Below are 26,168 nucleotides of genomic sequence, written 5' to 3' on the forward strand. Positions count from 1 at the left end.
GGTGCCATATAATGCGTTGAATCCCCGTCTCCAAGGCAGAGATGATGGCAAGCGAAGTTCCGGCACTGCAAGCGGTCGAGCTCGATTGCGCCGACGAAGCGTTCGCGCGGGAGGTCGGGCGCTGGCTGACGCATCTGCGCGCGGAACGGCGGCTGTCGCCGAAGACGCTCGAAGCCTACGCCCGCGACCTCCGCCAATGCCTTGCGTTCCTCGCCGAACATTGGGGAAGCCAGATTACGCTGAAACGGTTTGCCGCGCTGGAGGCCACCGACGTCAGGGCCTTTATGGCGATGCGCCGCGCCGACGACATTGCCGGGCGCTCGCTGATGCGAGCGCTGGCGGGCTTGCGCTCGTTCGGGCGCTTTCTGGAACGGGAAGGCAAAGGCAGGGTCGGCGCCCTATCGGCGATTCGGGCGCCGAAAATTGCGAAGAGCCTGCCGAAGCCGATCCAGATGGACGCTGCCAAACGCTTTGCCGATGCCGACGAGCGTGCCGGCGAGGAACGCGAGCCCTGGATCCTGGCGCGCGACGCCGCTGTCATGGCGCTGCTCTACGGATCGGGCCTGCGCATCTCCGAAGCGCTGGGACTAAAGCGGCGCGATGTGCCCAAGCCGGGCGAAGGCGACGTCATCGTCGTCACCGGCAAGGGCAACAAGACCCGGATGGTGCCGGTGCTGCAGAACGTGCTGGCGCTGATCGCCGACTATGTTGCGATGTGCCCGCATTCATTGCCGCCGGCCGGGCCAATCTTCGTCGGCGCGCGCGGCGGGCCGCTTTCCCCGCGAATCATCCAGCTCACCATGGAGCGGCTGCGCGGCGCGCTCGGACTTCCCGACAGCGCCACGCCCCACGCGCTGCGGCATTCCTTCGCAACCCATCTGCTCAGCCGCGGCGGCGATTTGCGCGCGATTCAGGAACTGCTCGGCCACGCCTCGCTTTCGACCACCCAGATCTATACCGGCATCGACAGCGAGCGGCTGCTGGAAGTCTATCGCAGCGCGCATCCGCGCGGCTGATCGTCGGCGCCCGCCGCCGACACACTCCCGTCACATCGATGGCCTCTTAAGCTTGCCTCTTGCGCTCGTATTGCGGTTCGGCAATCGTGCGCGCGTCAACCGCCAGGAGGGGAATTATGGGCGCACATGAAAGCATGGAGCATGCGGAGCATGCCGAGCACGCGTCGGGCTCGAACAAGAAGATCGCGTTGCTGATCGCGGTGATCGCCCTGTTTCTGGCGCTGTCGGAAACGCTGGGCAAGGGCGCGCAGACCGAGGCCATCAGCAAGAACGTGGAGGCTTCGAACCTTTGGGCGTTCTTCCAGGCCAAGAGCATTCGCCGCACCACGGTTCAAGCCACCGCGGAGCACGCCAAGCTCAGCCTGGGGACCATCGGCGACGATGCTGCGAAAGCGGCCTTGCAAAAGCAGATCGACGACTGGAACAAGACCGCGGCGCGTTACCGTTCGGAGCCCGAAACCGGGGAGGGCTCGGAAGAACTCGCCAAGCGCGCCAAGCACGCCGAAAAACAGCGCGACGACGCCACCGCAAAATACCACCACTACGAAATCGCCTCGGCCGCCTTCCAGATCGGCATCGTGCTGGCCTCGGCCACCATCATCACCGGCATGATCGCTCTGGCCTGGGTGTCAGGCGTGTTGGCGATCGCGGGCATCGGCATTACCGCGCTGGGCCTCTACGCGCCGCATCTGCTGCATTTGCATTGAACGGATAAACTCCCTCTCCCGCTTGCGGGGGAGGGTCGGGGTGGGGGTGCCGCCGCGAGTCATACTGTTCGTGTGGAGAGAGTTTCCCCCACCCGTATCGCATCTTTCGATGCGATACGACCTCCCCCGCAAGCGGGAGAGGTAAAAGCATCAGCGGAAGTCGGCGCCTCTACCGCGCCTGGTGCACGCTCTTGCGAAAGCGTGCGATGGTCCGCAGCATGCGCGATGACCAGCCGTCGCCGTCGCCACGCAGGACGTCCCGGATGCGCTGCTTGATCGGCTGGACCAGGGCCGCTGCCTTGGCGCGCATCGCCATGATGAATTCATAGACCGTCTTGAACCACGCCATCTGCAGCAGCTTCTCCCGCGTCACATCGAAGATGAATGCGGTGACGCCGACGCCGACGAGTTTCCCGAACACGATGACAACGGCGGCGCTCAGCCAATACTCATTCGCCAGCAGCCAGAGACCGACCAGCTTGAGCGGAAACAGCGGGATCACCGGCACGGCGAAGACGATCAGCGTCATCGCAGGCGACAAGGTATCGACGCGATCGGAGAGCCATTGCTTGAAGGCGCGTAGCGGGATCAGCGCAACGATACGCTCGACGATCGGCTCGAGATGATCCCACAGCCAGGCTTCGATCAGGAAGATGACCGCGAGCAGGACCCAGAAAGGCTGTAACAGGCGGCGCATCATCGAGCGTGGTCTCTAGAGCGGAATGACGTTCATTGATTGGTCGCTCCGCTCAATCTCTTCGTTCAAAGCGTGGCCTTTTCGAGAACCGGATACCCGGGTCCCCATCACATGTGGATGGCGCGTTTTCCGACCGCAAGCGCGGCTTCCTTGACGGCTTCCGAGCGGGTCGGGTGAGCATGGCATGTGCGCGCGAGATCTTCGGCGGAGCCGCCAAACTCCATCAGAACGCAGGCTTCGTGGATCATTTCGCCGGCCTCGCGGCCGACGATATGCACGCCGAGCACGCGGTCGGTCTTCGCATCCGCGAGAATCTTCACGAAACCGTCGGTGGTCTGGTTGACCTTGGAACGGCCGTTGGCGGTGAACGGAAACTTGCCCGAAGTGTAAGCGACGCCCGCCTGCTTCAGCTCTTCCTCGGTCTTGCCGACCGACGACACTTCCGGCGTGGTATACACCACGCCTGGGATAACATCGTAGTTCACGTGGCCGGCCTTCCCTGCGATGATCTCGGCGCAGGCGACGCCTTCGTCCTCGGCCTTGTGCGCGAGCATCGGCCCCGCCACCACGTCGCCGATCGCATAGACGCCCTTCAGGCTGGTGGCGAAATGCGAATCGATCTGCACGCGCCCGCGATTGTCGAGCGCGACGCCGGCTTCTTTGAGGCCCAGCCCTTCGGTGTAGGGCACGCGGCCGATGCAGACCAGCACCACATCGGTTTCGAGCGTCGCCGCCGGTCCGCCGGCTGCCGGTTCGACACTGACCTTCAACATCTTGCCCGACGCATCGACGCCGGTGACCTTGGAGCCGAGCTTGAATGCAAAGCCCTGCTTTTCGAGCATCCGCTGAAATTGTTTCGCCACTTCGCCATCCATGCCGGGCAGGATGCGGTCGAGGAATTCGACGACCATGATCTCCGCCCCCAGCCGGCGCCACACCGAGCCGAGTTCGAGTCCGATCACGCCGGCGCCGATGATCAGCATTTTTTCCGGCACTTTCTCCAACGAAAGCGCGCCGGTCGACGATACGATGCGCTTCTCGTCGATCTCGATGCCTTTCAGCCGCGTGATATCGGAGCCGGTGGCAATGACGATGTTCCTGGTCTCAACCGTCTCGGTCTTGCCGTTGCCGCTGACTTCAACCTTGCCGGTACCGAGGATCTTGCCGGCGCCCTTCAGCACGTCGATCTTGTTCTTCTTCATCAGGAACTCGACGCCCTTGACGTTGCCGTCGATGCCCTGCTGCTTGAAGTTCATCATCGCCGGCAAATCGAGCTTTGGCGCGGAAACGCTGACGCCCATTTTCGCAAAGGAATGCGCGGCTTCCTCGAACATTTCGGACGCATGCAACAACGCCTTCGACGGCATGCAGCCGACATTGAGGCAGGTGCCGCCCAGCGTGGCGTTCTTCTCGACCACGGCGACCTTCATGCCGAGTTGCGCCGCGCGCACCGCGCAGACATATCCGCCCGGACCGGTGCCGATGACGACGAGATCGTAGGTAGCCATGATGAAGTCCTGTAGCTGAGAAAGATGTCAGGTATTACCGCCCACCCGAGACGTCGAGGATGGCGCTGGTGACGTAGGATGCCTCGTCCGAGATCAGCCAGACGATGGCGTTGGCGATTTCTTCCGCGCTGCCGACGCGCTTCATTGGCACCAGATGCGCGAGCCGATGCGCGCGATCGGGTTCGCCGCCCGCTGCGTGGATTTCGGTATCGATCAGGCCGGGACGGATCGCGGCGACGCGGATGCCTTCGCCGGCGACCTCATAGCCGAGGCCGACGGTGAAGGAATCGACCGCGCCCTTGGAGGCGGCATAGTCGACGTAAGTGTTGGGTGCGCCGAGCCTGGCAGCAACCGACGACAGGTTGACGATGACGCCGCCCTTGCCGCCATGCTTGGTCGACATCCGCTTCACCGCCTCGCGCGCGCAGAGGATGGAGCCTGTGACGTTGACCGCCATGACACGCTGGATGCGCTCAGCCGACATCTCGTCGACGCGCACGCCGCTCTTGCCTACAATACCGCCATTGTTGACGAGCGCACCGAGTGTGCCGAACTTGTCCGCCGCCTTGAACAGTTCGAGGATGTCGCTTTCCTCGGCGACATCGCATTTCACCGCGATGGCCTTGCCGTTGCTGGCCTCGATCAGCGCGACGACCTCATCGGCCGCCGCCTTGTTGCTGGCGTAGCCGACGACGATGCGATAGCCGCGTGCGGCCGCCGCGAGTGCGGTAGCGCGGCCGATGCCGCGACTGCCGCCAGTGATCACAACAACCTTGTCCATCTGCACTCCAACTACCAATGCGTCGATCTAAGCAACGTTTCCTGGCGCTCGCAGGTCACGCGAACGCCGTCTGCAGGAAGCTCCGTAGCGCCACGTCCCTTCGGCCAGGACACGTGACCGCCGAACTGCTCCAACTCGACCTCGAAGAAATCTTCCTTCGTACGAATATTCTGCCAGATCCCCCGTCCCATGACCGACCGCAGGTCCAGAACACCTTCGTATCCGTCATCGAACACAACACGGAGAACGCCAAACATAACTGGCTCAACACTGGTGATAAGCGGGAAACCCGCTTTGCCCTTGCTAGTTCGGTGCACTTCCATGGATGTCCGTCACAGATCGAGCACCAGCCGCGCCGGATCTTCCAGGCTTTCCTTGACGCGGACCAGGAATGTCACCGCTTCCTTGCCGTCGATCACGCGGTGATCGTAGGACAGCGCCAGATACATCATCGGGCGCACCTCGATCTTGCCGCCGACCACCATCGGCCGCTCCTGGATCTTGTGCATGCCGAGAATGCCGGACTGCGGCGCGTTGAGGATCGGCGTCGACATCAGCGAACCGTAGATGCCGCCATTGGTGATGGTGAAGGTGCCGCCCTGCATCTCGTCGATCTTGAGCTGGCCATCGCGGGCGCGGCGGCCGAAATCGGCGATCGACTTTTCGATGTCGGAGATCGACTTGTGGTCGCAGTCGCGCACCACGGGCACGACCAGGCCCTTGTCGGTGCCGACGGCGACGCCGATGTGGTAGTAGTTCTTGTAGATCAGGTCAGAGCCGTCGATCTCGGCGTTGACGGCCGGAATGTCCTTTAGCGCCTGCACCACCGCCTTGGTGAAAAAGCCCATGAAGCCGAGCTTGGAGCCGTGCTTCTTCTCGAATACGTCCTTGTACTGCGTGCGCATCGCCATGATGTGGCTCATGTCGACCTCGTTGAAGGTCGTCAGCATCGCAGCCGTGTTCTGCACGTCCTTCAGCCGCCGCGCGATGGTCTGGCGCAGCCGCGTCATCTTCACGCGCTCTTCGCGCGCGGCGTCATCGGCCGGCGACGGCGCGCGCACCTGCACGGAAGCAGCCGGCTGATTCACCGGCGTCGGCGCAGAAGCCGCCTTCTCGATCGCGGCCAGCATGTCGCCCTTGGTCACGCGGCCATCCTTGCCGGAGCCAGGCACGGTCGCGGCATCGATGCCGCTCTCGGCGGAGAGCTTGCGAACCGATGGCGCCAGCGGCGCATCCGCTGCGACCGCCTTCGGAGCCGCTGCAGGCGCGGCGGCGGGCGCTGCCGCCGGAGCAGCGGCCTTGGCGGGCGCTGCCGCGGCCGGCTTGGCGGCGCCGCCTTCATTGATCTGCCCGAGCAGCGCGCCGACGGCGACGGTCTCGCCGTCCTTGGCCGCGATCTCGCCGAGCACGCCGGCGGACGGCGCCGGCACTTCGATGGTGACCTTGTCGGTCTCGAGCTCGACCAACGGCTCATCCACCGCCACTGCGTCGCCCGCCTTCTTGAACCAGCGGCCGATGGTGGCTTCCGTCACGGATTCACCCAGCGTCGGAACACGAATTTCAGTCATGATATGGTTTCCTTGGTATCCTTAAGAGATCTCAAATTCCAAAGCTGTCGTCGCCCGCTCTGTGCGCGATTGCGCATTTGGGCGGGCGATCCAGTACGCCGGGATGGTCATGATTGAATTCCAGCGGCGCGGCGTACTGGATGCCCCGCTCCAGTGCGCAACTGCGCACAAGGCGGGGCATGACGGGTTCTTAATTCAGCGCCTCGTCCAGCATCGCCTTGAGCTGTGCCAGGTGCTTAGACATCAGACCGGTGGCGGTTGCCGCCGACGCCGCACGACCGGCGTAACGCGGACGCCGGTTCGGCGCATGGATCTGGTTCAGCACCCATTCGAGATAGGGCTCGATGAAGTGCCACGAGCCCATGTTGCGCGGCTCTTCCTGGCACCACACGACTTCAGCGTTCTTGAAGCGAATGAGTTCCTGCACCAGCGCCTTCAGCGGTACCGGATAGAGCTGCTCGACGCGCAGGATGTAGATGTCGTCGATGCCGCGCTTCTCGCGCTCCTCGTAGAGATCGTAATAGACCTTGCCCGAGCACAGCACGACGCGGCGGATCTTGTCGTCCGGCGCCAGCTTGATCTTCTCGTCGGGCAGCATCTGCGCGTCATCGTACAGGATGCGGTGGAACGTCGTGTCCTTGCCGAGCTCGTCGAGCCGCGAAACCGCGCGCTTGTGGCGCAACAGCGACTTCGGCGTCATCATGATCAACGGCTTGCGGATCTCGCGATGCAACTGGCGCCGCAGCACGTGGAAGTAATTCGCCGGCGTGGTCGGATACACCACCTGCATGTTGTCTTCCGCGCACATCTGCAAAAAGCGCTCGAGCCGCGCCGAGGAATGCTCCGGCCCCTGCCCTTCATAGCCATGCGGCAGCAGACAGACGAGACCGGACATGCGCAGCCATTTGCGTTCACCCGACGAGATGAACTGGTCGAACACCACCTGGGCGCCGTTGGCGAAGTCGCCGAACTGCGCTTCCCACATCGCCAGCGCGTTCGGCTCGGCCAGCGAATAGCCGTACTCGAAGCCGAGCACCGCCTCTTCCGACAATAGTGAGTTGATGACCTCGTAATGGCCCTGGTCGTGGCCGAGATGGTTGAACGGCGTGTAGCGGCTCTCGTCTTCCTGGTCGATCAAGACTGAATGGCGCTGCGAGAAGGTGCCGCGCTCACTGTCTTGTCCCGACAGGCGGACATGATGGCCTTCCTGCATCAGCGTGCAGAACGCCAGCGCCTCGCCGGTCGCCCAGTCGATGCCGACGCCGTTGTCGATCGCCTTGGCGCGGTTGTCGAGGAAGCGCTGGATGGTGCGGTGGACGCGGAAGCCATCCGGCACCTTGGTGATCTTGCGGCCGATGTCCTTGAGGACACTGATATCGACGCCGGTGACGCCGCGGCGGGCATCTTCTTCCTGATCGGCGGACTTGAAGCCGGCCCATTTGCCGTCGAGCCAATCGGCTTTGTTGGGCTTGTAGCCGGAGCCCGCCTCGAGCTCGGCGTCGAGCCGCGCGCGCCAGTCGGCCTTGGCCTTCTCGACCTCGCCTTCGGTCAAAACGCCCTCGGCGACCAGGCGCTTGGCGTAGAGTTCGAGCGTCGAGGGATGCGAGGCGATGTGCTTGTACATCACCGGCTGGGTGAACGCTGGCTCGTCGCCCTCGTTATGGCCGTGACGGCGATAGCAGAACATGTCGATCACGACCGGCTTGTGGAACTTCTGCCGGAACTCGATCGCGACCTTGGCGGCGAACACCACGGCTTCCGGATCGTCGCCATTCACGTGGAAGATCGGCGCATCGATCATCTTCGCCACGTCGGAGGGATACGGCGAGGAGCGCGAATAGCGCGGATACGTCGTAAAGCCGATCTGGTTGTTGACGATGAAATGCAGCGAACCGCCAGTGCGGTAGCCCTTCAGGTCGGAGAGGCTGAAGCATTCCGCCACCACGCCCTGGCCAGCGAACGCCGCGTCGCCGTGCAGCAGCAGCGGCAGCACCGAAATACGCATGTCGGGCGGATCGCCGTGCTGGTCCTGCTTGGCGCGCACCTTGCCGAGCACGACGGGATCGACGATTTCCAGATGCGACGGGTTGGCGGTCAGCGACAGATGGATCTTGTTGCCGTCGAACTCGCGGTCGCTTGACGCGCCGAGGTGATACTTCACGTCGCCGGAGCCTTCGACGTCCTCGGGATTGGCAGAGCCTCCCTTGAATTCGTGGAACAGCGCACGGTGCGACTTGCCCATCACCTGGGTCAGAACGTTGAGGCGGCCGCGATGCGGCATGCCGAGCACGATTTCCTTCACGCCGAGATTGCCGCCGCGCTTGATGATCTGCTCCAGCGCGGGAATCAGCGACTCGGCGCCGTCAAGACCGAAGCGCTTGGTGCCGGTGAACTTGAGATCGGCGAACTTCTCGAAGCCTTCGGCCTCGACCAGCTTGTTGAGAATGGCGCGGCGGCCTTCTGGGGTGAAGCTGATTTCCTTGTCGGGACCCTCGATACGCTCCTGAATCCAGGCCTTCTGCGCCGCGTTGGAGATGTGCATGAACTCAACGCCGAGCGTCTGGCAATAGGTACGCTCGCAGATCGCGACGATCTCGCGCAGCGTGCCGTATTCGAGACCGAGCACATGGTCGAGGAAGATCTTGCGGTCGAAATCGGCCTCGGTGAAGCCGTAGGTGCGCGGGTCGAGCTCTTCGCGATCGCGCGGCGCCTCGATGCCGAGCGGATCGAGCTTGGCGTGGAAATGACCGCGCATGCGGTAGGCGCGGATCAGCATCAGGGCACGGACGGAATCGCGCGTCGCCTGATTGACGTCGGCCGGGGACAGCTCGGCGCCGGGGGCCTTTGCCTTGGCGGCCAGCTTGGCGCCGACGGCCTTCTCGACGGTGATCCAGTTACCGTCCAGCGCCGAGGTCAGTTCATCCTGCGGCGTCAGCGGCCAGTTGTTGCGGCCCCAGGATGGGCCCTCGGCGTTCTTCTGGACGTCGGCCGGGGTATCTTTCAGGCTCTTGAAGAATTCCTGCCACTCGCCGTCGACCGAGCCGGGGTCCTGCTCGTAGCGGGCATAGAGCTCGTCGATGTAGGTGGCGTTGGTGCCCTGCAAGAATGAGGAAAGGGCAAATGCTGCGTTCGCGTCCTGGCGAGACATGATGGCGTCCTGGTAATTTTCGGTTTGCGCGTGGTAGACGGCGCATCGACCGATCCGGGAACCGGATCAGCGGGATAAAGTACCCTTTACCCCATCTAATCCGAAACTTCGCCCCGAAAAGAACCAAGGACTGAATTAAGATTTCAACTTTTCGGCAAGGGTGTGTCCGAGCCGTGCCGGCGACGGGGATACCGTAATTCCGGCGGCTTCCATCGCCGCCGTCTTGGATCCGGCGTCGCCCTTGCCGCCGGAGATGATGGCGCCGGCATGGCCCATGCGGCGGCCGGGAGGGGCGGTAACGCCGGCGATAAAGCCGACCATCGGCTTTTTCCGGCCACGCTTGGCCTCGTCCTTGATGAACTGCGCCGCGTCTTCCTCGGCGGAGCCGCCGATTTCACCAATCATGATGATGGAGGTGGTTTTCTCGTCCTTGAGGAACATCTCCAGCACGTCGATGAATTCGGTGCCCTTCACCGGGTCACCGCCGATGCCGACCGCGGTGGTCTGGCCGAGGCCCTCCTGGGTGGTCTGGAACACGGCTTCATAGGTCAACGTGCCCGAGCGCGAAACGATCCCGACGCTGCCCGGTTTGAAGATGTTGGCCGGCATGATGCCGATCTTGCACTCGCCCGCGGTCATCACGCCCGGGCAGTTCGGCCCGATCAGGCGCGATTTCGATCCGCTCAACGATCTTTTGACGCGCACCATGTCGAGCACCGGGATGCCTTCGGTGATGCAGACGATCAGCGGAATTTCCGCATCGATCGCCTCGCAGATCGCATCCGCAGCACCCGGCGGCGGCACGTAGATCACGGACGCATCCGCGCCGGTCTTTTCGCGCGCCTCGGCAACGGTGTCGAAGACAGGCAGATTGAGATGCTTGGAGCCGCCTTTGCCCGGCGAGGTGCCGCCGACCATCTTGGTGCCGTACGCGATCGCGGCCTCCGAATGGAACGTGCCGTTCTTGCCCGTAAAACCCTGGCAGATGACTTTGGTATTCTTGTCGATCAGAACGGACATGGTTGCGAACGCTTTCTTCGGTGACCGTGAACGAGGGGGTTAATGGATGCGCCTATACGTGCCGGTGAGCACGTCGGCCCAGCCTTCGGCATCGGGCGAGAACTGGATCTTCATGGTGTAGCTGTCGGCGTCGACGACTTCATAGACATGCCGCGCGTTGCCGCGCAGCGAGCCGCGCACCAGGGTCAGCTTGTTGCCGACCCAGGCGCCGGAGGCCGGCGCCGGCGAATAGTAGCCAAGCGAATCGTGCCAGAACAATTTGTAGGTCCGGTCGTCGCGGTCGTAGGTGAACACGCCGTGGGTGGCGAAGCTCTCCTTGCCGTCGCGGATCTGGCGGGTATCCTGGATCAGATAGAAGCCGTTGAGATCCACGCGCGCCACCACGTGAGAGGTTGCAGGACCGCCCGCGGTCCAGCGCGACGGATAGACCATTTCCTCGCCGGCCCATTCGCCCGCGAATGCCGCGAGTTTCTGATGCTCCGGAAGCGGTGTCGGTGCGGCGAGATGGTCAGCCATCGCTAGCCTCCCTTGACGGCTTTCACGATCTTCTGTGCGGCATCGTCGAGATTGTCGGCCGACACCACGTTGAGCCCGGACTGGCTGATGATCTTCTTGCCGGCGTCGACATTGGTGCCTTCGAGCCGGACCACCAGCGGCACTTTCAGGCCGACTTCCTTGACGGCGGCGACCACGCCTTCGGCGATGATATCGCACTTCATGATGCCGCCGAAGATGTTGACGAGGATGCCCTTCACGTTCGGATCGGCGGTGATGATCTTGAAGGCCGCCGCGACCTTCTCCTTGCTGGCGCCGCCGCCGACGTCGAGGAAGTTGGCGGGCTCCATGCCATAGAGCTTGATGATGTCCATCGTCGCCATGGCAAGGCCGGCGCCGTTGACCATGCAGCCGATGGTGCCGTCGAGCGCGACATAGTTGAGATCGTATTTCGACGCCTCGATTTCCTTGGCGTCCTCTTCGGTCTCGTCGCGCAGCGCGGCCACTTCCGGATGACGGAACATCGCGTTGTCGTCGAACGACACCTTGGCGTCGAGCACGCGGAGCTGGCCCTGCTTGGTGACGACGAGCGGATTGATTTCCAGCATCGCCATGTCCTTGGCGGTGAAGGCGTTGTAGAGCTGCACCACCAGCTTCTCGGCCTGCTTGGCGAGCTCGCCGGAGAGGTTGAGCGCCTTTGCGACCGTGCGGCCGTGATGGCCCATGATGCCGGTCGCCGGATCGACCGAGAAGGTCACGATCTTCTCGGGGTTATTGTGCGCGACTTCCTCGATGTTGACGCCGCCCTCGGTCGAAACCACGAACGACACTTTGGAAGATTCGCGGTCGACCAGGATCGAGAGATAGAACTCCTTGTCGATGTCGGAGCCTTCCTCGATGTAGAGGCGGTTGACTTGCTTGCCGTGCGCGCCGGTCTGGATCGTGACGAGCGTCGCGCCCAGCATCTGCTTGGCGAATTCGTTGACCTCGGCGACGGACTTGGCGATGCGGACGCCGCCCTTGTCACCGGCGGAAGCTTCCTTGAACTTGCCCTTGCCGCGGCCGCCGGCATGGATCTGGCTCTTCACCACCCAGATCGGGCCGGGGAGCTGCTTGGCGGCGGCTTCAGAATCCGAGGCCTTCAACACAGCCACGCCGCGCGAAATCGGCACGCCGAATTCATGCAGCAGAGCCTTGGCCTGGTATTCGTGGATATTCATCTTGGACGCTCCCCAAAACCCTTAAGCGGCGAGTTCTACAGTTCACCGGCATTGGTAGTTGGCATACCATATACCAATAGAACTGCAACCCTGAAAAAGGCTTTCGCCCCGTCTAGGGGCGAAAGCAGTGCAAAATCAACGTCCGAGCAGGTCGGGCGCGATCTTCTTGCAGGCGTCGACCAGGCCCTGAACCGCGCCGACCGACTTGTCGAAGGCTTCGCGGTCCTTGCCGGCGAGTTCGATCTCGACCACGCGCTCGACGCCCTTCGAGCCGATCACGACGGGAACGCCGACATACATGTCCTTCACGTTGTATTCGCCGTTGAGATAGGCGGCGCAGGGCAGCACGCGCTTCTTGTCCTTGAGGTAGCTCTCCGCCATCGCGATTGCGGAGGCGGCGGGCGCGTAGAAGGCCGAACCGGTCTTGAGGAGGTTGACGATCTCGGCGCCGCCATTGCGGGTACGGTCGACGATCTCGTCGATGCGGGCCTGCGAGGTCCAGCCCATCTTGACGAGGTCGGGCAGCGGAATGCCGGCAACGGTGGAATAGCGGGTCAGCGGCACCATGGTATCGCCGTGGCCGCCGAGCACGAAAGCGGTGACGTCCTCGACCGAGACGTTGAATTCGTCGGCCAGGAAATAGCGGAAACGCGCGGAATCGAGCACGCCGGCCATGCCGACCACCTTCTTGTGCGGCAGGCCGGAAGCCTTCTGCAGCGCCCACACCATCGCATCCAGCGGGTTGGTGATGCAGATGACGAACGCGTCGGGGGCATACTTCTTGATGCCGGCGCCGACCTGTTCCATGACCTTGAGATTAATGCTGAGCAGATCGTCGCGGCTCATGCCGGGCTTGCGCGGCACGCCGGCGGTGACGATGCAGACCTTGGCGCCATCAAGCGCCTCGTAGGAATTGGCGCCGGTGAGATTGGAGTCGAAACCGTCGACCGGGGACGACTGCGCGATGTCGAGCGCCTTGCCCTGGGGAACGCCTTCGGCGATGTCGAACAGCACGACGTCACCAAGCTCCTTCAGGCCGATGAGGTGAGCCAGCGTTCCGCCGATCTGACCGGAGCCAATCAAAGCAATCTTGTCGCGCGCCATGGGAAATTTGTCCTTCTGAGACGAAGAGTGAGGGGTGGATTAGTCAGCCGGATGGCTGGTTATCCCTTTCGATTGACCGGTTCAAGCCGGGGCGAGCCCAATTCTAAGGCCATGCCTTGAATTCGGTCAGGTATGCCAACGATCGTCATTCCGGGGCGCGCGACAGCGCGAACCCGGAATCCAGAAGTGTGGCTCGAGATTCCGGGTTCGCGCTTCGCGCGCCCCGGAATGACGGATCATGTCTCCACCAACCCCGTACTCGACCCGCTCGCCGCAGAGTCCTTCCGCCCGTGCGGGAGCGCCAGATAGGACTCCGAACTCATTTCGATCAGCCGCGACGCGGTTCGCTTGAACTCCATGGCCTCAATACCTTCGGTCGCCAGATACAGCGACACCGGATCGGCCTCGGCCGAGGCCATCAGCTTCACGGCGTTGTCATAGAGCGTGTCGATCAGCGAGATGAAACGCTTGGCGGCGTTGCGCTCGGCGTAATCCATCACCGGAATGCGGTCGATCAGGATGGTGTGATAATCATGCGCCAGCCGCAGGTAATCCGATGCGGCGAGCGGCTTTTCGCAAATGTCGGCAAATGAAAACCGCGCAATGCCGTGCGCCGAACAGGGCACGCGCAGCACGCGGCCCTTGATCGCGATATCGCGCGGCTTGCAGGGCGCATTGCCCGTCATCTTGCGCCAGGCTCGGTCGAGCGCTGCGCCGGCTTCATCATCCGGCGGCACCAGCCACATCTTCACGCCGGCGAGTTTTTCGAGGCGAAAATCAGTGCGCGCGTCGAGCCGCAGCACATCCATGCGATCTTCGATCTGCGCGATGAAGGGCAGGAACAGCGCGCGGTTGAGGCCGCCCTTGTAGAGGTCCTCGGGCGCGACGTTCGAGGTCGCCACCACGACCGTGCCGAGTTCGAACAGTTTTGAGAACAGCCGTCCCAGAATCATGGCGTCGGCGATGTCGGTGACGTGGAATTCGTCGAAGCACAGCAGCCACGCCTCGTCGAAGATGGCGTTGGCCGTCAGCTCGATCACGTCGCTATCCGCGATTTCCCCGCGGGCGATGTTCTGGCGATAGGCGTAGATCTTCTCATGCGCCTCGGCCATGAATTCGTGGAAATGGGCGCGGCGCTTGTGCTGGACCGGCGAGTGCTGAAAGAACAGATCCATCAGCATGGTCTTGCCGCGGCCGACCTCGCCATGAACATAAAGCCCGCGCGGCGGCGGCTCGCTCTTGTCGCCGAACAGCCGGCCAAGCAGGCTGAGCTTGCGCGCCGGCTTGTAGCTCGACAGCCGCTCCTCGAGCGCGGCAAACGCCTCGGCGGCCTCGGCCTGCGCGGGATCGGCCTCGATCGCGCCGGAGGAAACCAGCGCCTGATATTGTGCGTGGAACGAGGAGGGATCGGTCGAGAGCATGGCCCCCTTTCGGCCTCAAGCGAGCGAAAATTGCAAGCCGAGAATCGGTGCTGGGGGTATGCAAATGACGCTACGTAGCCCGAATGGAGCGCAGCGCAATCCGGAGTTCTGCGACAAGCGGATAGACCTGCCCCGGATTTCGCTTCACTCCATCCGGACTACATCTATGCCTCACGCACTCAGCGCGTAGGAATCCTCGACCACGTAGGGCCCGCCGCCGGTGGAAGCGCGGGACGAGAACAGCACGAAGCGCGAGGCCATGAATGTCCGGCTCGGAAAGTAGCCGCGCACCGAGAGATAATCGGCGACGTCCTGGCTCGACGCATCATACAGCCGCGCCAGCGTCACGTGCGGCGTGAATTTGCGCCCCTCGGGATCGAGACCGATCCGCTGCATCAGCCGTTCGAGCTCGGCCTGCAACTCGATCAGCGGCCGGCTCGGCTCGACGGAGGCGACCACCGCGCGCGGTTTCTTGCCGCCAAAACTCTGCAGGCCCTGCACCTTGACCTCGAACGGCTTGCGGTTGACCCGAAATAGCATCGAGGCGATTTCATTCGCCGACATGCCATCGATGTCGCCGATGAAGCGCAAGGTAACGTGATAATTTTCGGGATCGATCCAGCGTGCGCCGGGAAGGCCGCCACGCAAATTGGAAAGGCTCTGGCCGATCTCGGCCGGAATTTCCAGTCCAGCAAACAAACGCGGCATCGCATGACTCCCGATGCTTGGGCATGACCTTGAAAAGGACCATGTCCTGTAACAGCGCCCGGTGACGAATCACCGATAGTTATTTTCTACCCGACTTATGTGACTCTGCGAAGCGCGCGGCGCGAGCACACCGCAATGCTACGGGAAAACCTTTGGGTAACGTTATCAGTTGCTCCTTTTTTCAACTCCGCTGCCCGGAGATCGTGCCGAGAAATGCTTCCACCATAGGCAGAATGTTCTTCACGATGATATCGACGCCCTCGGCGGTCGGGTGAATTCCGTCGGCCTGGTTGAGCTTGGCCTCCGCCGCGACCCCCTCCAGGAAAAACGGGTAGAGCGGCACGCCGAACGCTTTCGCAAGCTCCGGATAGATGGCGTTGAAGCGCGCCGCATAGTCGCTGCCGTAATTGGGCGGCGCCAGCATTCCGCACAAGAGAACGGCGATGTTGCGCGCCTTCAGCCGGGTCAGGATGTCGGTCAAGGCGGCGCGGGTGACGGCGGGGTCGATCCCACGCAAGGCGTCGTTGGCGCCGAGTTCGACGATCACCGCCTCGGTTCCCTCCGGGATCGACCAGTCCAGCCGGTCGCGGCCGCCGGAAGTCGTGTCGCCGGACACCCCGGCGTTGGTCATGTCGACCTTTATCCCCTTGTCAGCTAACGCTTTTTGCAAGCGGGCGGGGAATGCGGCCGAAGCCTGCAGGCCAAGGCCGGCGCTCAGGGAATCGCCGAGAACGACCACTTTGACGGGTTTGGCGGGTGCGGTGGCCGGGGTCTGAGCCCAAACCGGCCCGGCCGTCATCAAAGCCATAATCAACACGCGTATGTGCGCGAACATCCGTTTCAAGCCCTCGACCCGAGCGGCGGAAGTGCCATATGACCGAGCCATGGACAGTCTCATCGAACCCTCTTCGCTGACCGGCCTCGAGCCGGACACCATTTCCATTTCCAACGTCAACCTCTCGCTCGGCACCGGCGCGGCCCGCGTTCATATCCTGAAAGATATCAGCCTTCGTGTGGCATCGGGCGAGGCGATCGGCCTGATCGGACCTTCAGGCTCGGGCAAATCGACCTTGCTGATGGTAATGGCGGGGTTGGAACGTCCTGACAGCGGAGAGGTGGTGGTGAACGGCACGCCGTTCAATGCCCTCGACGAGGATGCGCTGGCCCGCTTCCGCGGCCGCCAGGTCGGCATCGTGTTCCAGTCGTTTCATCTGATCCCGACCATGACCGCGCTGGAAAACGTCGCGGTACCGCTGGAGCTCGCCGGCAGTCCCGACGCGGCGGAGCGCGCGGCGAAGGAGCTGGCGTCCGTCGGCCTCGGCGAACGCCTGCATCACTATCCGACACAACTGTCCGGCGGCGAACAGCAGCGCGTGGCGCTCGCTCGCGCGCTGGCGCCAGATCCCGCCATTCTCGTTGCCGACGAGCCGACCGGCAATCTCGACGAGGCCACCGGCAAGCAGATCGTCGACATGCTCTTCACCAAACATGCCGAGCGCGGCATGACCTTGGTGCTGGTGACACATGACAGCTCGCTGGCGCAGCGTTGCGACCGCGTGGTGCGGCTGCGCTCGGGCCGGATCGACAGCCACTCATGACCACCGTTTCCGAACCCGTCTACCGTAGCCGCGCATCGTCGCTGGCCCTGCGTTACGCGCTGCGCGAATTGCGCGGGGGCTTGCGCGGCTTCTACGTCTTCATCGCCTGCATCGCGCTCGGCGTCATGGCGATTGCCGGCGTCGGCTCGGTCGCCGCGAGCCTCGGCGAAGGTTTGACGCGCGAGGGCCGCACGTTGCTGGGCGGCGACGTCGCCTTCTCGCTGATCCAGCGCGAAGCCAAGCCGGAGGAAATCGGTTTCCTGCGGGCGCGCGGCCAGGTTTCGGTGGCGGCCGCGCTGCGCGTCATGGCCCGAAGCCATGACGGCAAGCTGGCGCTGGTCGAGCTCAAGGCCGTGGACGGCAACTACCCGATGCTCGGAGAGGTGACGCTCGAGCCGAAAATGCCGATGGCAGATCTGCTGGCCGAGCGTGACGGCGCGTTCGGGGCGGCGGTGGATTCCACGCTGCTGGCGCGGCTCGACCTCAAGCTCGGCGACCGTATTACGATCGGCAACGCCACGTTCCAGATTCGCAGCATCGTTGGCGCCGAGCCGGACAAGCTGGCCGGCAATGTCGGGTTGGGCCCACGCGTTCTGGTCAGCGAGGCGAGCCTGCGCGCCAGCGGATTGCTGCAGCCCGGCAGCCTGGTGCGCTGGATCTACCGTGTGAAGCTGCCGAATAACGCGGCTGACGACCGCGCCGCGACCCAATTGATCGAGAGTGCGCGGAGCGCCCTCCCCGAGGCCGGCTGGTGGATCCGCAGCAGCAGCAACGCCTCCCCGCAACTCGAGCGCACCATCAGCCGCTTCAGCCAGTTCCTGACGCTGGTCGGCCTCGCCGCGCTCCTGGTCGGCGGCGTCGGCGTCGCCAACGCGGTCAAGAGCCATATCGACCGGCGCCGCGACGTCATTGCCTCGTTCAAGGCGCTGGGCGCCACAGGGCGCGACGTCTTCACGATCTATCTGACGCAGGTGGTCCTGCTCGCCGCGGTCGGTTCGGTGATCGGGCTGGCGGCCGGCGCGGCTCTGCCGTTCCTCATCGTCGGGGTGTTCGGCAAGCTGCTCCCGCTGCCGGTGATCCCCGCCCTGCATCCGGACGAACTGGCGCTGTCGTTCGTCTACGGCCTGCTCACCGCGCTCGCCTTCGGACTATGGCCGCTCGGCCGGGTGCACGACGTGCCGGTCGCCGCGCTGTTTCGCGAGGAAGTCGCGCGCGAATGGCACCGGCCGCGCTGGGCTTATCTCGCGCTGATGGCCGCGGTGATCGTGCTGCTGGTCGCCGTCGCCATCGGGCTTTCCTATGACAAACGGGTTGCGGCGGTGTTCGTCGTATCCTCGGTGGCGGTATTCGCGCTGCTGCGCGGCGTCGCCGCCGGGCTGATGGCGCTGGCACGCCGAATGCCACGAAGCCGCATCACCATGCTGCGGCTGGCGATCGCCAACGTCTACCGGCCCGGCGCGCTGACGCCCTCGGTCGTGATGTCGCTCGGCCTCGGGCTCGCGGTGCTCGTCACCATCACCCAGATCGACGGCAATCTGCGCCGGCAATTCCTGGCCGCGCTGCCGGAACGCGCGCCCTCGTTCTACTTCATAGACATCCCGACTGCCGATGCCGACCGCTTCGGCGCCTTCCTCAAGCAGGTCGCGCCGCAATCGACGGTTGAGGACGTGCCGATGCTGCGAGGACGCATCGTCGCGGCCCGCGGCGTCAAGGCAGACGAGCTCAATCCGTCGCAGGAGTCCGAGTGGGTGTTGCAGAGCGACCGCGGCCTGACCTACACCAACGAAGTTCCCAAGGGCTCGAAGGTGGTCGAAGGCGAATGGTGGAGCGCGGACTATAAGGGGCCGCCGCTGGTCTCGCTGGAGAAGAAGATCGCCGACGGGCTGAAGCTCAGAATAGGCGACGAGATCGTCGTCAACGTGCTCGGCCGCGACATTCCGGCCCGGATCAGCAATCTCCGCAACGTCGACTGGCAGGGGCTCGGCATCAATTTCGTGCTGGTGTTCTCGCCCAACGCGTTCAAGGGCGCGCCGCACAGCCATGTCGCGACCCTGTCGGAGGTCCACCCGGATCCGGCGGGCGACGCGCGAATCATCAAGCAGGTGGCGGACGCCTTTCCGATGGTGACCAGCGTGCGGGTCCGCGAAGCGCTGGAAACCGTCGGCACCGTCGTCACCAACCTCGTGCTCGCCATCCGCGGCGCCAGCGCCGTGACGCTGATCTCGGCGATCCTGGTGCTGGGCGGCGCGCTGGCCGCAGGCCACCGCCACCGGGTCTATGACGCGGTGATCCTGAAGACGCTGGGCGCAACCCGGGCACGGCTGCTCGGCGCCTACGCACTGGAATACCTGATGATCGGCCTTGCCACCGCGGTATTCGGCGTCATCGCTGGCTCGATCGCAGCGTGGCTGATCGTGACCCGGCTGATGACGTTGAGTTTCATCTGGCAAGCCGGCAGCGCGGCTGGCGTGGTCATAGCCGCCCTGATCGTCACGGTGGGGCTGGGGCTCGCCGGGACGTTGCTGGCGCTGAACCAGAAGCCCGCCAGCGTGTTGCGGAATTTGTGACAATTTGTAGCGGCGGAAAGCCGGGTTAACGCAAGCTTTACGCGCAAATGGCGGGGAGAAGCGACATTCAGCCGCGCGTGGAAGCTTGCGTCGAATGTGTTAGTTTCCCACATACCAGCCAAGATCAGTGGCCGGGTTCATGACGTGAAATTAGCGTCGGCAGATCGGGACATCTGAGCTAAGAAATCTAACCGGCGCCGCAAACCCCTTGCGCTCCGCCGGGCAACCAACGGGAATTCGACCATGTCGGACCTAGACCGTAACTACGTATCTCCTTTCGGCCGGGCCGCCGGACGCGTTGACGCAGCGGCCGTCGATGCCGGTCTGCGCGCCTACATGCTGCGCATCTACAACTACATGAGCATCGGCCTGGCCATCACCGGCCTTGCGGCGCTCGGCGTCTACATGGCCGCCGTGACCACCGACCAGGCCGGCGCCGCCGCCCGGTTCGGCAACGCCTTCCTGACGCCGTTCGGCTACGCGATGTATGTCAGCCCGCTGAAGTGGCTGTTCATCCTCGCGCCGCTGGTCATGGTGTTCGCGATCTCGTTCGGCATCAACCGGCTGCGGCCCGCGACGGCACAATTGCTGTTCTGGGCGTTCGCGGCCCTGATGGGCATTTCGCTGTCGTCGATCTTCCTGGTGTACACCCACACCTCGATCGTGCGGGTGTTCTTCATCACCGCGGCGACCTTCGGCGCGCTGAGCCTCTACGGCTACACCACCAAGCGTGACATGAGCGGCATGGGGTCGTTCCTGTTCATGGGCTTGATCGGCGTCATCATCGCGAGCCTGGTCAACCTGTTCCTGGCGAGCTCGATGCTGCAGTTCATCGTCTCGGTGGTCGGCGTGCTGGTGTTTGCTGGCCTCACCGCCTGGGATACCCAGCGGCTGAAGAACGACTACATCTATGGCTACGCCTCCGAGGGCGGCGAGATAGCGGACAAGGCGGCGATTACCGGCGCACTGTCGCTCTATCTGAACTTCATCAACCTGTTCACGCTGCTGCTGCAGCTCCTCGGCCAGCGCGAATAAGCGCCCCCGATCAGGTTCACGAGTTGAAGCCCCGGCCTCGCGCCGGGGCTTTTCTTTTGATCCGTGATCGTCATGGCCGGGCCTCACCCGGGCCATGACGGAAAGAGCGTTGATCCAGAGCTGTCTGCTGGTATCTTTTTGCCATGCCCGCTTCTGAAACGTCCGCTCCTGAAATCCGGCCCGCCACCGAGGCCGACCTTCCTGCCATCACCGACATCTACGAGCACGCGGTGCGCTACGGCACCGCGACGTTCGAACTGATCCCGCCCGATCTCGCCGAGATGACCCGGCGGTTCAAAGTCCTGATGGATGGCGGCTTTCCCTATTTCACCGCCGCCGTCGAAGGCGAGGTGATCGGCTATGCCTATGCCGGCCCCTATCGGCCGCGGCCTGCCTATCGTTTCACGGTGGAGAACTCAATCTATCTGAAGCCCTCGACCCACCGCCGCGGCATCGGCCTGCAGCTGATGCAGCCGCTGATCGCCGAATGCGAGGCCCGCGGCTACCGGCAAATGATCGCCGTGATTGGCGATTCCGCCAACGCCGGCTCGATCGGCCTTCATACCAAATGCGGTTTCCAGATGATTGGGACGCATCGCAATGTCGGCCTCAAGTTCGGCCGCTGGCTCGACACCGTGATGATGCAGCGCACGCTCGGCGAAGGCGGCTCGACGGTGCCGAAGGATTGAGAAGGCTTCGTAGAAGCCCCGGATGGAGCGCAGCGCAATCCGGGACGATCTCGCAAGCGGATATGGTCTTCCCGGAGTTCGCGGAGCATGTCATCGGGCGCGCGTTCGCGCGACCCGTTGGCTCCATCCGGGCGACAGGATCCCGCCTAAACCAACGCCAGCTTGCGGTCGATCACCAAGAGTACGCGTTCGAGCTCGTGGCCGCGGCGCAGGATCAGCCCGGTCGCCGAGATCACGCTGTACATGCCCTGCTTGCGCGCGAGCCGCGGGTCCTTCTCGATGCGGTAAAGCGGGACTTCGGAAGCGCGGCGAAACACCGAAAACACCGCGCGGTCTTTCATGAAGTCGATGGCGTAGTCGCGCCATTCGCCGTCGGCGACCATGCGGCCATACAGATTGAGGATACGGTTGAGTTCGAGACGATTGAACGTGACCCGATTCGGCGGAGGAACTGCAGTGGCGGGGCGCGCCACTGCGCGGCTCGCGCTTGGATCGGTGTCCTCCGATATCGGGTTCATGGAGCGCCTCCTGTCATCCGACCGACATGATCGCGCTAACCGCGAAAAGCCGCAAGGGGGCTGGAAATGCGAGGAAACCGCATGGAACCGGCGAAATAACGGAAATACCGATCCCCGGGGATTCACGGGATCGTTAGCGGAATCTTATTGCTGCCCCACTTCCGCCAACCGCCTGCCCCGCTGGGTTGCGAGAAAACAATCCTGCGTTGGCCCGGTCCTTTCGGTTCCGGATTCCTCAGCCCCCAGCCCCCCGGGGCCGTCGGGATCGGGCCTGTTCGCAGAAGGGAGTTAATCCCGATACTGGGCCAACGAGAGTTGGTCCTTTTTCGTTTGTGGGCGGGCTTTCGTAAATGCCACGCTCAACTCTGGCTTCGCCGGCTGCAGCACAGCACCCAGTTTGAAATCCTCAGCATCGTAGCCCGGATGGAGCGCAGCGTAATCCGGGGATCATCACTGGCGGAGAAAGCTGTCCCGGATTGCGCTGCGCTCCATCCGGGCTACGGAAGCGCCAGCGTTAATCAGCGCAACGCGGTGTAGGCGGCGCCGAGCATCGCGCCCGGCTTGTCGCGACTGCCGTCCTGGACATAGACGACCGCACCGTCGACGCCGTCGCGGGAAATATTTTCCAGCGGAATGGTCCAGCTTCCCGAGCTTCCGTTCCAGTCGCCGACCTTCACCAGATTGCGCACCACGTTGTAGTAGGTGATCTGCTGGCCACGGTTCTCGCCGCGCCCGATCGAAATCGGTACCGCCTTCGAGACGGAGCAGAGCCAGATTTCGCCGCGGCCCGGCGTTGACACCTTGCTCGCATCGACCGAGACATTGAGCAGCTTGCCCGACAACGTCATCGTCACCGGCACCGACATCACGCCTTCGGTCTTGCCGGTCGTCTTGATGGCGCCTTCGATGGCGGCGCGATCGCTGCCGATCACTTGTGCGGAGCCGTTAACGATCATCTGCGGCGTGTAGAGGTTGCGATCGCCGCGCACATGCGAATAGGCTTTCTGACGCGCGCTGAAGCGCGAGTCTGCCAGCGTGTCCTTCCAGCCGAGATAATCCCAGTAGTCGACCGGCATGCTCAGCGCGATCACCGACGGATCCTTGGCCAGTTCGCCGACGATTTTGTCGGCCGGCGGACACGACGAACAGCCCTGCGAGGTGAACAGTTCAACGACGGCGCGCGGATCGGCATGAGCCGGGCGGATGACCGCGATGATTGCACAGACTCCGAGCGCTCCGGACCATCGCGAAATGTTGTAGGCCATCATCGCTGACATGCTGCGAACCGGCGGTAGTGTTTTCGATCCGTATTTATACGGGGCATCATTTGAGCTCCTGAAAGCGTGCCCCAGACGCGCGAAAGCGGCCTTGTCATAGGCCGCCTTCTTTCTTGTCGCCACTCACTTCGAAGTGAGGCACTGATCACAAATCCGCGTTAAGCCGCGAGTTTGCGCAGCACATAATGCAGAATGCCGCCGTTTCGGTAGTACTCGAGCTCGTCGAGGGTATCGATGCGGCACAGCAGCGGCACGCGCTGCAGCGAACCGTCGCCGGATACGATCTCGGCCGTCAGCGTCTGGCGCGGCTTCAGGTCGCCCTGCAGCCCCCGGATCGTCACCGTCTCGTCGCCCTTGAGGCCGAGCGATGTCCACGACGTGCCGTCCTCGAAGGTGAGCGGCAACACACCCATGCCGACCAGGTTGGAGCGATGGATGCGCTCGAAGCTCTGGCAGATCACGGCGCGAACGCCGAGCAGGCGGGTGCCCTTCGCGGCCCAGTCGCGCGAGGAGCCGTTGCCGTATTCGGCGCCGGCGAACACCACCAGCGGCACGCTCTCCTGCTGGTACTTCATCGCCGCGTCGTAGATCGACATCTGCTCGCCGTCGGGCCAGTGCTTGGTTAGTCCGCCCTCCGGAATATTCCCGTCGGCGCCCTTCAGCATGAAGTTCTTGATGCGGATGTTGGCGAAGGTGCCGCGCATCATGATCTCGTGATTGCCGCGCCGCGTGCCGTACTGGTTGAAGTCGGCGGGACGCACCTGGTGCTCACTGAGGAATTTTCCGGCCGGCGAGGTCAGCTTGATCGAGCCGGCCGGCGAGATATGGTCGGTGGTGATCTTGTCGCCGAACATCGCAAGAATCCGCGCGTCGACCACGTCGACCACGGGATCGGGCTGCTTCTTCATGCCCTCGAAGTAGGGCGGGTTCTGCACATAGGTCGACGACATGTTCCAGCGATAGGTCTCGCTGTCGGTGGTCTTGATCTTGCGCCAGTTGGTGTCGCCCTTGAACACGTCGGCATAGCGCTTCTTGAAGATCGTAGCTGTCACGAATTTCTTCATGAAGGCGTTGATCTCCTTCGTGGTCGGCCAGATGTCCTTCAGGTACACCGGCTTGCCGTCCTTGCCGGTGCCGATCGGCTCGACCGCAAGATCCTTGGTCACGGTGCCGGCCAGCGCATAGGCCACCACCAGCGGCGGCGAGGCCAGATAGTTCGCCTGCACGTCCGGCGAGACGCGACCTTCAAAGTTACGGTTACCCGACAGCACGGCCGCCGCAACGATGCCGTTGTCGTTGATCGACTTCGAAATCTCCTCCGGCAGCGGACCGGAATTGCCGATGCAGGTGGTGCAGCCGAAGCCGACCAGGTTGAAGCCGACCTTGTCGAGATCTTTCTGCAGACCCGAATTGGCGAGATATTCCGCGACCACCTGGCTGCCCGGGGCAAGAGACGTCTTCACCCACGGCTTGGCCGTCAACCCCTTGGCGGCGGCGTTGCGCGCCAGCAGGCCTGCGCCGATCAGGACGCTCGGGTTAGAGGTGTTGGTGCAGGAGGTGATCGCGGCGATCACGACGTCACCATGGCCGAGATCGAAATCGCGGTTCTCGACCGAATAGCGGTTATCGGCACCATCAGGCTTCTTGTACTCGCCGGCGAGCGCGGTGGCGAAGCCGGTGGAAACCGCGGGCAGCGCGACGCGGCCTTCGGGGCGCTTCGGGCCGGCCATCGACGGCACGACGTCCTTCAGATCGAGCGTCAGGGTTTCCGTGAACACCGGATCGGTCGATTTCGCCGTACGGAACAGGCCCTGCGCCTTGGCATAGGCCGCCACCAGCGCGACGCGATCAGCCTTGCGGCCGGAGGTCTTGAGATAATCGATGGTTGCGGCATCGACCGGGAAGAAGCCGCAGGTCGCGCCGTATTCCGGCGCCATGTTGCCGATGGTCGCCTTGTCCGCGACCGAGAGATAGTCGAGGCCGGGGCCGAAGAACTCGACGAACTTGCCGACCACGCCCTGCTTGCGCAGCATCTGCGTGACCGTCAGCACGAGGTCGGTCGCGGTGACGCCTTCCTTGAGCTGGCCCTTCAGCTTGAAGCCGACGACTTCCGGCAGCAGCATCGACAGCGGCTGGCCGAGCATGCAGGCCTCCGCCTCGATGCCGCCGACACCCCAGCCGAGCACGGCGAGGCCGTTGACCATGGTGGTGTGCGAGTCGGTGCCAACAAGCGAATCCGGATAGGCGACCTCGAAGGTGCCGGTCTTCTTGCCGACCGTCATCTTCTCCTTCTTGGTCCACACCGTCTGGGCGAGATATTCGAGATTGACCTGGTGGCAGATGCCGGTGCCGGGCGGCACCACGGAGAAATTCGAAAACGCCTTCTGGCCCCACTTCAGAAACTCATAGCGTTCCTGGTTCTGCTTGTATTCCTCGACGACGTTCTTGCCGAACGCCTTGTTGTCACCGAAGAAGTTGACGATCACCGAGTGGTCGATGACGAGATCGACCGGCACCAGCGGGTTGATCTTCTCGGCATCGCCGCCGAGCGCCTGCATTGCGTTGCGCATCGCGGCGAGATCGACCACCGCCGGCACGCCGGTGAAATCCTGCATCAGCACGCGCGCCGGACGGAACGCCACTTCATGCTCAAGCTTGCGCTTTCTGAGCCACTTCGACACCGCAACGATGTCTTCCTTCTTGACCGTGCGGTCGTCCTCGTTGCGCAGCAGGTTTTCCAGGAGCACCTTCATCGAATAGGGCAGCTTGGAAATTCCCTTCAGACCGTTCTTCTCGGCGGCGGGCAGGCTGTAATACACGTAGGTCTTGCTGCCGACCTTGAGGGTCTTGCGGCATTTGAAGCTGTCGAGCGAGGTCATGTCAGGAAATCCCAAATTCTAGTTATACCCGGCAAGGGTATTTAAACACCTTCAGCGTGAGGCTTGGCCTGATGGCTTGCAGCCGCCGATTGTGTGCTGCATCAAGTTCCGGGCTTATAGAATCTTTCTAGAAGCGCCGCCACACCGACAAACGTGCTGCAGCAATGCGGTACCCACAAATTCTGACGCGGTACCCATCAATTTCAGAGGGC

22 protein-coding genes are annotated in these 26,168 nt (G+C 63.4%); 6 read left to right on the plus strand and 16 right to left on the minus strand.

The features are described 5' to 3' along the window. Window positions 1-41: 41 nt before the first annotated feature. The gene (locus ACH79_RS09605; RefSeq protein ID WP_161850809.1) at window positions 42-1,016 is read left to right on the plus strand and encodes a tyrosine recombinase XerC; all 975 of its coding nucleotides are present in this window, start codon (window positions 42-44) and stop codon (window positions 1,014-1,016) included. Between the two features lie 116 nt (window positions 1,017-1,132). Beyond that, complete coding sequence (locus tag ACH79_RS09610; RefSeq protein ID WP_161850810.1) at window positions 1,133-1,723, plus strand: DUF4337 domain-containing protein; 591 nt, start codon at window positions 1,133-1,135, stop codon at window positions 1,721-1,723. Window positions 1,724-1,892: 169 nt separating this feature from the next. Here the strand turns inward: ACH79_RS09610 and ACH79_RS09615 are convergent, their stop codons facing one another. The 13 genes from ACH79_RS09615 to ACH79_RS09675 form a co-directional block, all read right to left on the minus strand. Beyond that, window positions 1,893-2,423: a hypothetical protein gene (locus ACH79_RS09615; RefSeq protein ID WP_161850811.1), complete on the minus strand. Its 531-nt coding sequence runs from the start codon at window positions 2,421-2,423 to the stop codon at window positions 1,893-1,895. Between the two features lie 104 nt (window positions 2,424-2,527). After that, window positions 2,528-3,928 (minus strand): dihydrolipoyl dehydrogenase, encoded by a 1,401-nt coding sequence (lpdA, locus tag ACH79_RS09620; RefSeq protein ID WP_161850812.1) that lies wholly within the window; start codon window positions 3,926-3,928, stop codon window positions 2,528-2,530. A gap of 34 nt (window positions 3,929-3,962) precedes the next feature. Further along, window positions 3,963-4,709 (minus strand): SDR family oxidoreductase, encoded by a 747-nt coding sequence (locus tag ACH79_RS09625; protein WP_161850813.1) that lies wholly within the window; start codon window positions 4,707-4,709, stop codon window positions 3,963-3,965. A gap of 11 nt (window positions 4,710-4,720) precedes the next feature. Then, entirely contained in the window at window positions 4,721-4,966 is a 246-nt protein-coding gene (locus ACH79_RS09630; protein ID WP_161850814.1) for a DUF2442 domain-containing protein, read from the minus strand. Window positions 4,967-5,041: 75 nt separating this feature from the next. Further along, window positions 5,042-6,277: a 2-oxoglutarate dehydrogenase complex dihydrolipoyllysine-residue succinyltransferase gene (gene odhB / locus ACH79_RS09635; protein ID WP_161850815.1), complete on the minus strand. Its 1,236-nt coding sequence runs from the start codon at window positions 6,275-6,277 to the stop codon at window positions 5,042-5,044. A 190-nt stretch (window positions 6,278-6,467) separates the two neighbouring features. Next, the gene (locus ACH79_RS09640) at window positions 6,468-9,425 is read right to left on the minus strand and encodes a 2-oxoglutarate dehydrogenase E1 component (protein WP_161850816.1); all 2,958 of its coding nucleotides are present in this window, start codon (window positions 9,423-9,425) and stop codon (window positions 6,468-6,470) included. Window positions 9,426-9,560: 135 nt separating this feature from the next. Continuing rightward, a complete protein-coding gene (gene sucD / locus ACH79_RS09645; protein ID WP_161850817.1) occupies window positions 9,561-10,445 on the minus strand; it encodes a succinate--CoA ligase subunit alpha in 885 nt (294 codons plus the stop codon). A gap of 39 nt (window positions 10,446-10,484) precedes the next feature. Then, window positions 10,485-10,961 (minus strand): DUF1579 family protein, encoded by a 477-nt coding sequence (locus ACH79_RS09650; RefSeq protein ID WP_161850818.1) that lies wholly within the window; start codon window positions 10,959-10,961, stop codon window positions 10,485-10,487. Between the two features lie 2 nt (window positions 10,962-10,963). After that, window positions 10,964-12,160, minus strand: a complete 1,197-nt coding sequence (sucC, locus tag ACH79_RS09655; protein ID WP_161850819.1) for an ADP-forming succinate--CoA ligase subunit beta — start codon at window positions 12,158-12,160, stop codon at window positions 10,964-10,966. A gap of 135 nt (window positions 12,161-12,295) precedes the next feature. Further along, window positions 12,296-13,264: a malate dehydrogenase gene (gene mdh / locus ACH79_RS09660; protein ID WP_057861534.1), complete on the minus strand. Its 969-nt coding sequence runs from the start codon at window positions 13,262-13,264 to the stop codon at window positions 12,296-12,298. Window positions 13,265-13,500: 236 nt separating this feature from the next. Further along, window positions 13,501-14,685, minus strand: coding sequence for a cell division protein ZapE (gene zapE / locus ACH79_RS09665; protein WP_161850820.1), 1,185 nt, complete (start codon window positions 14,683-14,685; stop codon window positions 13,501-13,503). A 171-nt stretch (window positions 14,686-14,856) separates the two neighbouring features. Next, window positions 14,857-15,393: an RNA 2',3'-cyclic phosphodiesterase gene (thpR, locus tag ACH79_RS09670; protein WP_161850821.1), complete on the minus strand. Its 537-nt coding sequence runs from the start codon at window positions 15,391-15,393 to the stop codon at window positions 14,857-14,859. Between the two features lie 181 nt (window positions 15,394-15,574). After that, window positions 15,575-16,279, minus strand: coding sequence for an arylesterase (locus tag ACH79_RS09675; RefSeq protein ID WP_202639210.1), 705 nt, complete (start codon window positions 16,277-16,279; stop codon window positions 15,575-15,577). Between ACH79_RS09675 and ACH79_RS09680 the strand changes: the two genes are divergently transcribed. The 4 genes from ACH79_RS09680 (at window position 16,278) to ACH79_RS09695 (ending at window position 21,282) form a co-directional block, all read left to right on the plus strand. Further along, window positions 16,278-16,991: an ABC transporter ATP-binding protein gene (locus ACH79_RS09680; protein WP_161850822.1), complete on the plus strand. Its 714-nt coding sequence runs from the start codon at window positions 16,278-16,280 to the stop codon at window positions 16,989-16,991. The two genes, ACH79_RS09675 and ACH79_RS09680, sit on opposite strands and share 2 nt — an antisense overlap. Further along, window positions 16,988-19,558, plus strand: a complete 2,571-nt coding sequence (locus tag ACH79_RS09685; RefSeq protein ID WP_161850823.1) for an ABC transporter permease — start codon at window positions 16,988-16,990, stop codon at window positions 19,556-19,558. Before ACH79_RS09680 ends, ACH79_RS09685 begins: the two co-directional genes overlap by 4 nt. Window positions 19,559-19,801: 243 nt before the next feature. Beyond that, on the plus strand, window positions 19,802-20,593 hold the full coding sequence (locus ACH79_RS09690; protein ID WP_161850824.1) for a Bax inhibitor-1/YccA family protein: 792 nt from the start codon (window positions 19,802-19,804) through the stop codon (window positions 20,591-20,593). 143 nt (window positions 20,594-20,736) lie between these two features. Next, a complete protein-coding gene (locus tag ACH79_RS09695; RefSeq protein WP_161850825.1) occupies window positions 20,737-21,282 on the plus strand; it encodes a GNAT family N-acetyltransferase in 546 nt (181 codons plus the stop codon). Window positions 21,283-21,428: 146 nt separating this feature from the next. Here ACH79_RS09695 and ACH79_RS09700 read toward each other — a convergent pair whose 3' ends face one another. The 3 genes from ACH79_RS09700 to acnA all read right to left on the minus strand — a co-directional run bounded on the left by ACH79_RS09700 (window position 21,429) and on the right by acnA (window position 25,956). After that, window positions 21,429-21,800 carry a DUF2794 domain-containing protein gene (locus tag ACH79_RS09700; protein ID WP_161850826.1) on the minus strand — a complete coding sequence of 124 codons (372 nt, stop codon included), beginning with the start codon at window positions 21,798-21,800 and terminating at the stop codon, window positions 21,429-21,431. Window positions 21,801-22,318: 518 nt separating this feature from the next. Next, window positions 22,319-23,077, minus strand: coding sequence for a thioredoxin family protein (locus tag ACH79_RS09705; RefSeq protein ID WP_161850827.1), 759 nt, complete (start codon window positions 23,075-23,077; stop codon window positions 22,319-22,321). A 158-nt stretch (window positions 23,078-23,235) separates the two neighbouring features. Continuing rightward, window positions 23,236-25,956 carry an aconitate hydratase AcnA gene (gene acnA, locus ACH79_RS09710; RefSeq protein ID WP_161850828.1) on the minus strand — a complete coding sequence of 907 codons (2,721 nt, stop codon included), beginning with the start codon at window positions 25,954-25,956 and terminating at the stop codon, window positions 23,236-23,238. Window positions 25,957-26,168: the final 212 nt, after the last annotated feature.

This window comes from Bradyrhizobium sp. CCBAU 051011, assembly GCF_009930815.1.
Lineage (GTDB): Bacteria > Pseudomonadota > Alphaproteobacteria > Rhizobiales > Xanthobacteraceae > Bradyrhizobium.

What these genes read in the sequence shown, in the direction of transcription:
- ACH79_RS09605 (WP_161850809.1), top strand. Translation starts at nt 42, where the DNA reads ATGATGGCAAGCGAAGTTCCGGCACTGCAAGCGGTCGAGCTCGATTGC.
- odhB (WP_161850815.1), bottom strand. Translation starts at nt 6,277, where the DNA reads ATGACTGAAATTCGTGTTCCGACGCTGGGTGAATCCGTGACGGAAGCC.
- ACH79_RS09690 (WP_161850824.1), top strand. Translation starts at nt 19,802, where the DNA reads ATGTCGGACCTAGACCGTAACTACGTATCTCCTTTCGGCCGGGCCGCC.
- ACH79_RS09675 (WP_202639210.1), bottom strand. Translation starts at nt 16,279, where the DNA reads ATGGCTCGGTCATATGGCACTTCCGCCGCTCGGGTCGAGGGCTTGAAA.
- ACH79_RS09705 (WP_161850827.1), bottom strand. Translation starts at nt 23,077, where the DNA reads ATGTCAGCGATGATGGCCTACAACATTTCGCGATGGTCCGGAGCGCTC.
- ACH79_RS09610 (WP_161850810.1), top strand. Translation starts at nt 1,133, where the DNA reads ATGGGCGCACATGAAAGCATGGAGCATGCGGAGCATGCCGAGCACGCG.
- acnA (WP_161850828.1), bottom strand. Translation starts at nt 25,956, where the DNA reads ATGACCTCGCTCGACAGCTTCAAATGCCGCAAGACCCTCAAGGTCGGC.
- ACH79_RS09630 (WP_161850814.1), bottom strand. Translation starts at nt 4,966, where the DNA reads ATGTTTGGCGTTCTCCGTGTTGTGTTCGATGACGGATACGAAGGTGTT.
- lpdA (WP_161850812.1), bottom strand. Translation starts at nt 3,928, where the DNA reads ATGGCTACCTACGATCTCGTCGTCATCGGCACCGGTCCGGGCGGATAT.
- ACH79_RS09685 (WP_161850823.1), top strand. Translation starts at nt 16,988, where the DNA reads ATGACCACCGTTTCCGAACCCGTCTACCGTAGCCGCGCATCGTCGCTG.
- ACH79_RS09700 (WP_161850826.1), bottom strand. Translation starts at nt 21,800, where the DNA reads ATGAACCCGATATCGGAGGACACCGATCCAAGCGCGAGCCGCGCAGTG.
- mdh (WP_057861534.1), bottom strand. Translation starts at nt 13,264, where the DNA reads ATGGCGCGCGACAAGATTGCTTTGATTGGCTCCGGTCAGATCGGCGGA.
- sucC (WP_161850819.1), bottom strand. Translation starts at nt 12,160, where the DNA reads ATGAATATCCACGAATACCAGGCCAAGGCTCTGCTGCATGAATTCGGC.
- thpR (WP_161850821.1), bottom strand. Translation starts at nt 15,393, where the DNA reads ATGCCGCGTTTGTTTGCTGGACTGGAAATTCCGGCCGAGATCGGCCAG.
- ACH79_RS09650 (WP_161850818.1), bottom strand. Translation starts at nt 10,961, where the DNA reads ATGGCTGACCATCTCGCCGCACCGACACCGCTTCCGGAGCATCAGAAA.
- sucD (WP_161850817.1), bottom strand. Translation starts at nt 10,445, where the DNA reads ATGTCCGTTCTGATCGACAAGAATACCAAAGTCATCTGCCAGGGTTTT.
- ACH79_RS09680 (WP_161850822.1), top strand. Translation starts at nt 16,278, where the DNA reads ATGGACAGTCTCATCGAACCCTCTTCGCTGACCGGCCTCGAGCCGGAC.
- zapE (WP_161850820.1), bottom strand. Translation starts at nt 14,685, where the DNA reads ATGCTCTCGACCGATCCCTCCTCGTTCCACGCACAATATCAGGCGCTG.
- ACH79_RS09640 (WP_161850816.1), bottom strand. Translation starts at nt 9,425, where the DNA reads ATGTCTCGCCAGGACGCGAACGCAGCATTTGCCCTTTCCTCATTCTTG.
- ACH79_RS09695 (WP_161850825.1), top strand. Translation starts at nt 20,737, where the DNA reads ATGCCCGCTTCTGAAACGTCCGCTCCTGAAATCCGGCCCGCCACCGAG.
- ACH79_RS09615 (WP_161850811.1), bottom strand. Translation starts at nt 2,423, where the DNA reads ATGATGCGCCGCCTGTTACAGCCTTTCTGGGTCCTGCTCGCGGTCATC.
- ACH79_RS09625 (WP_161850813.1), bottom strand. Translation starts at nt 4,709, where the DNA reads ATGGACAAGGTTGTTGTGATCACTGGCGGCAGTCGCGGCATCGGCCGC.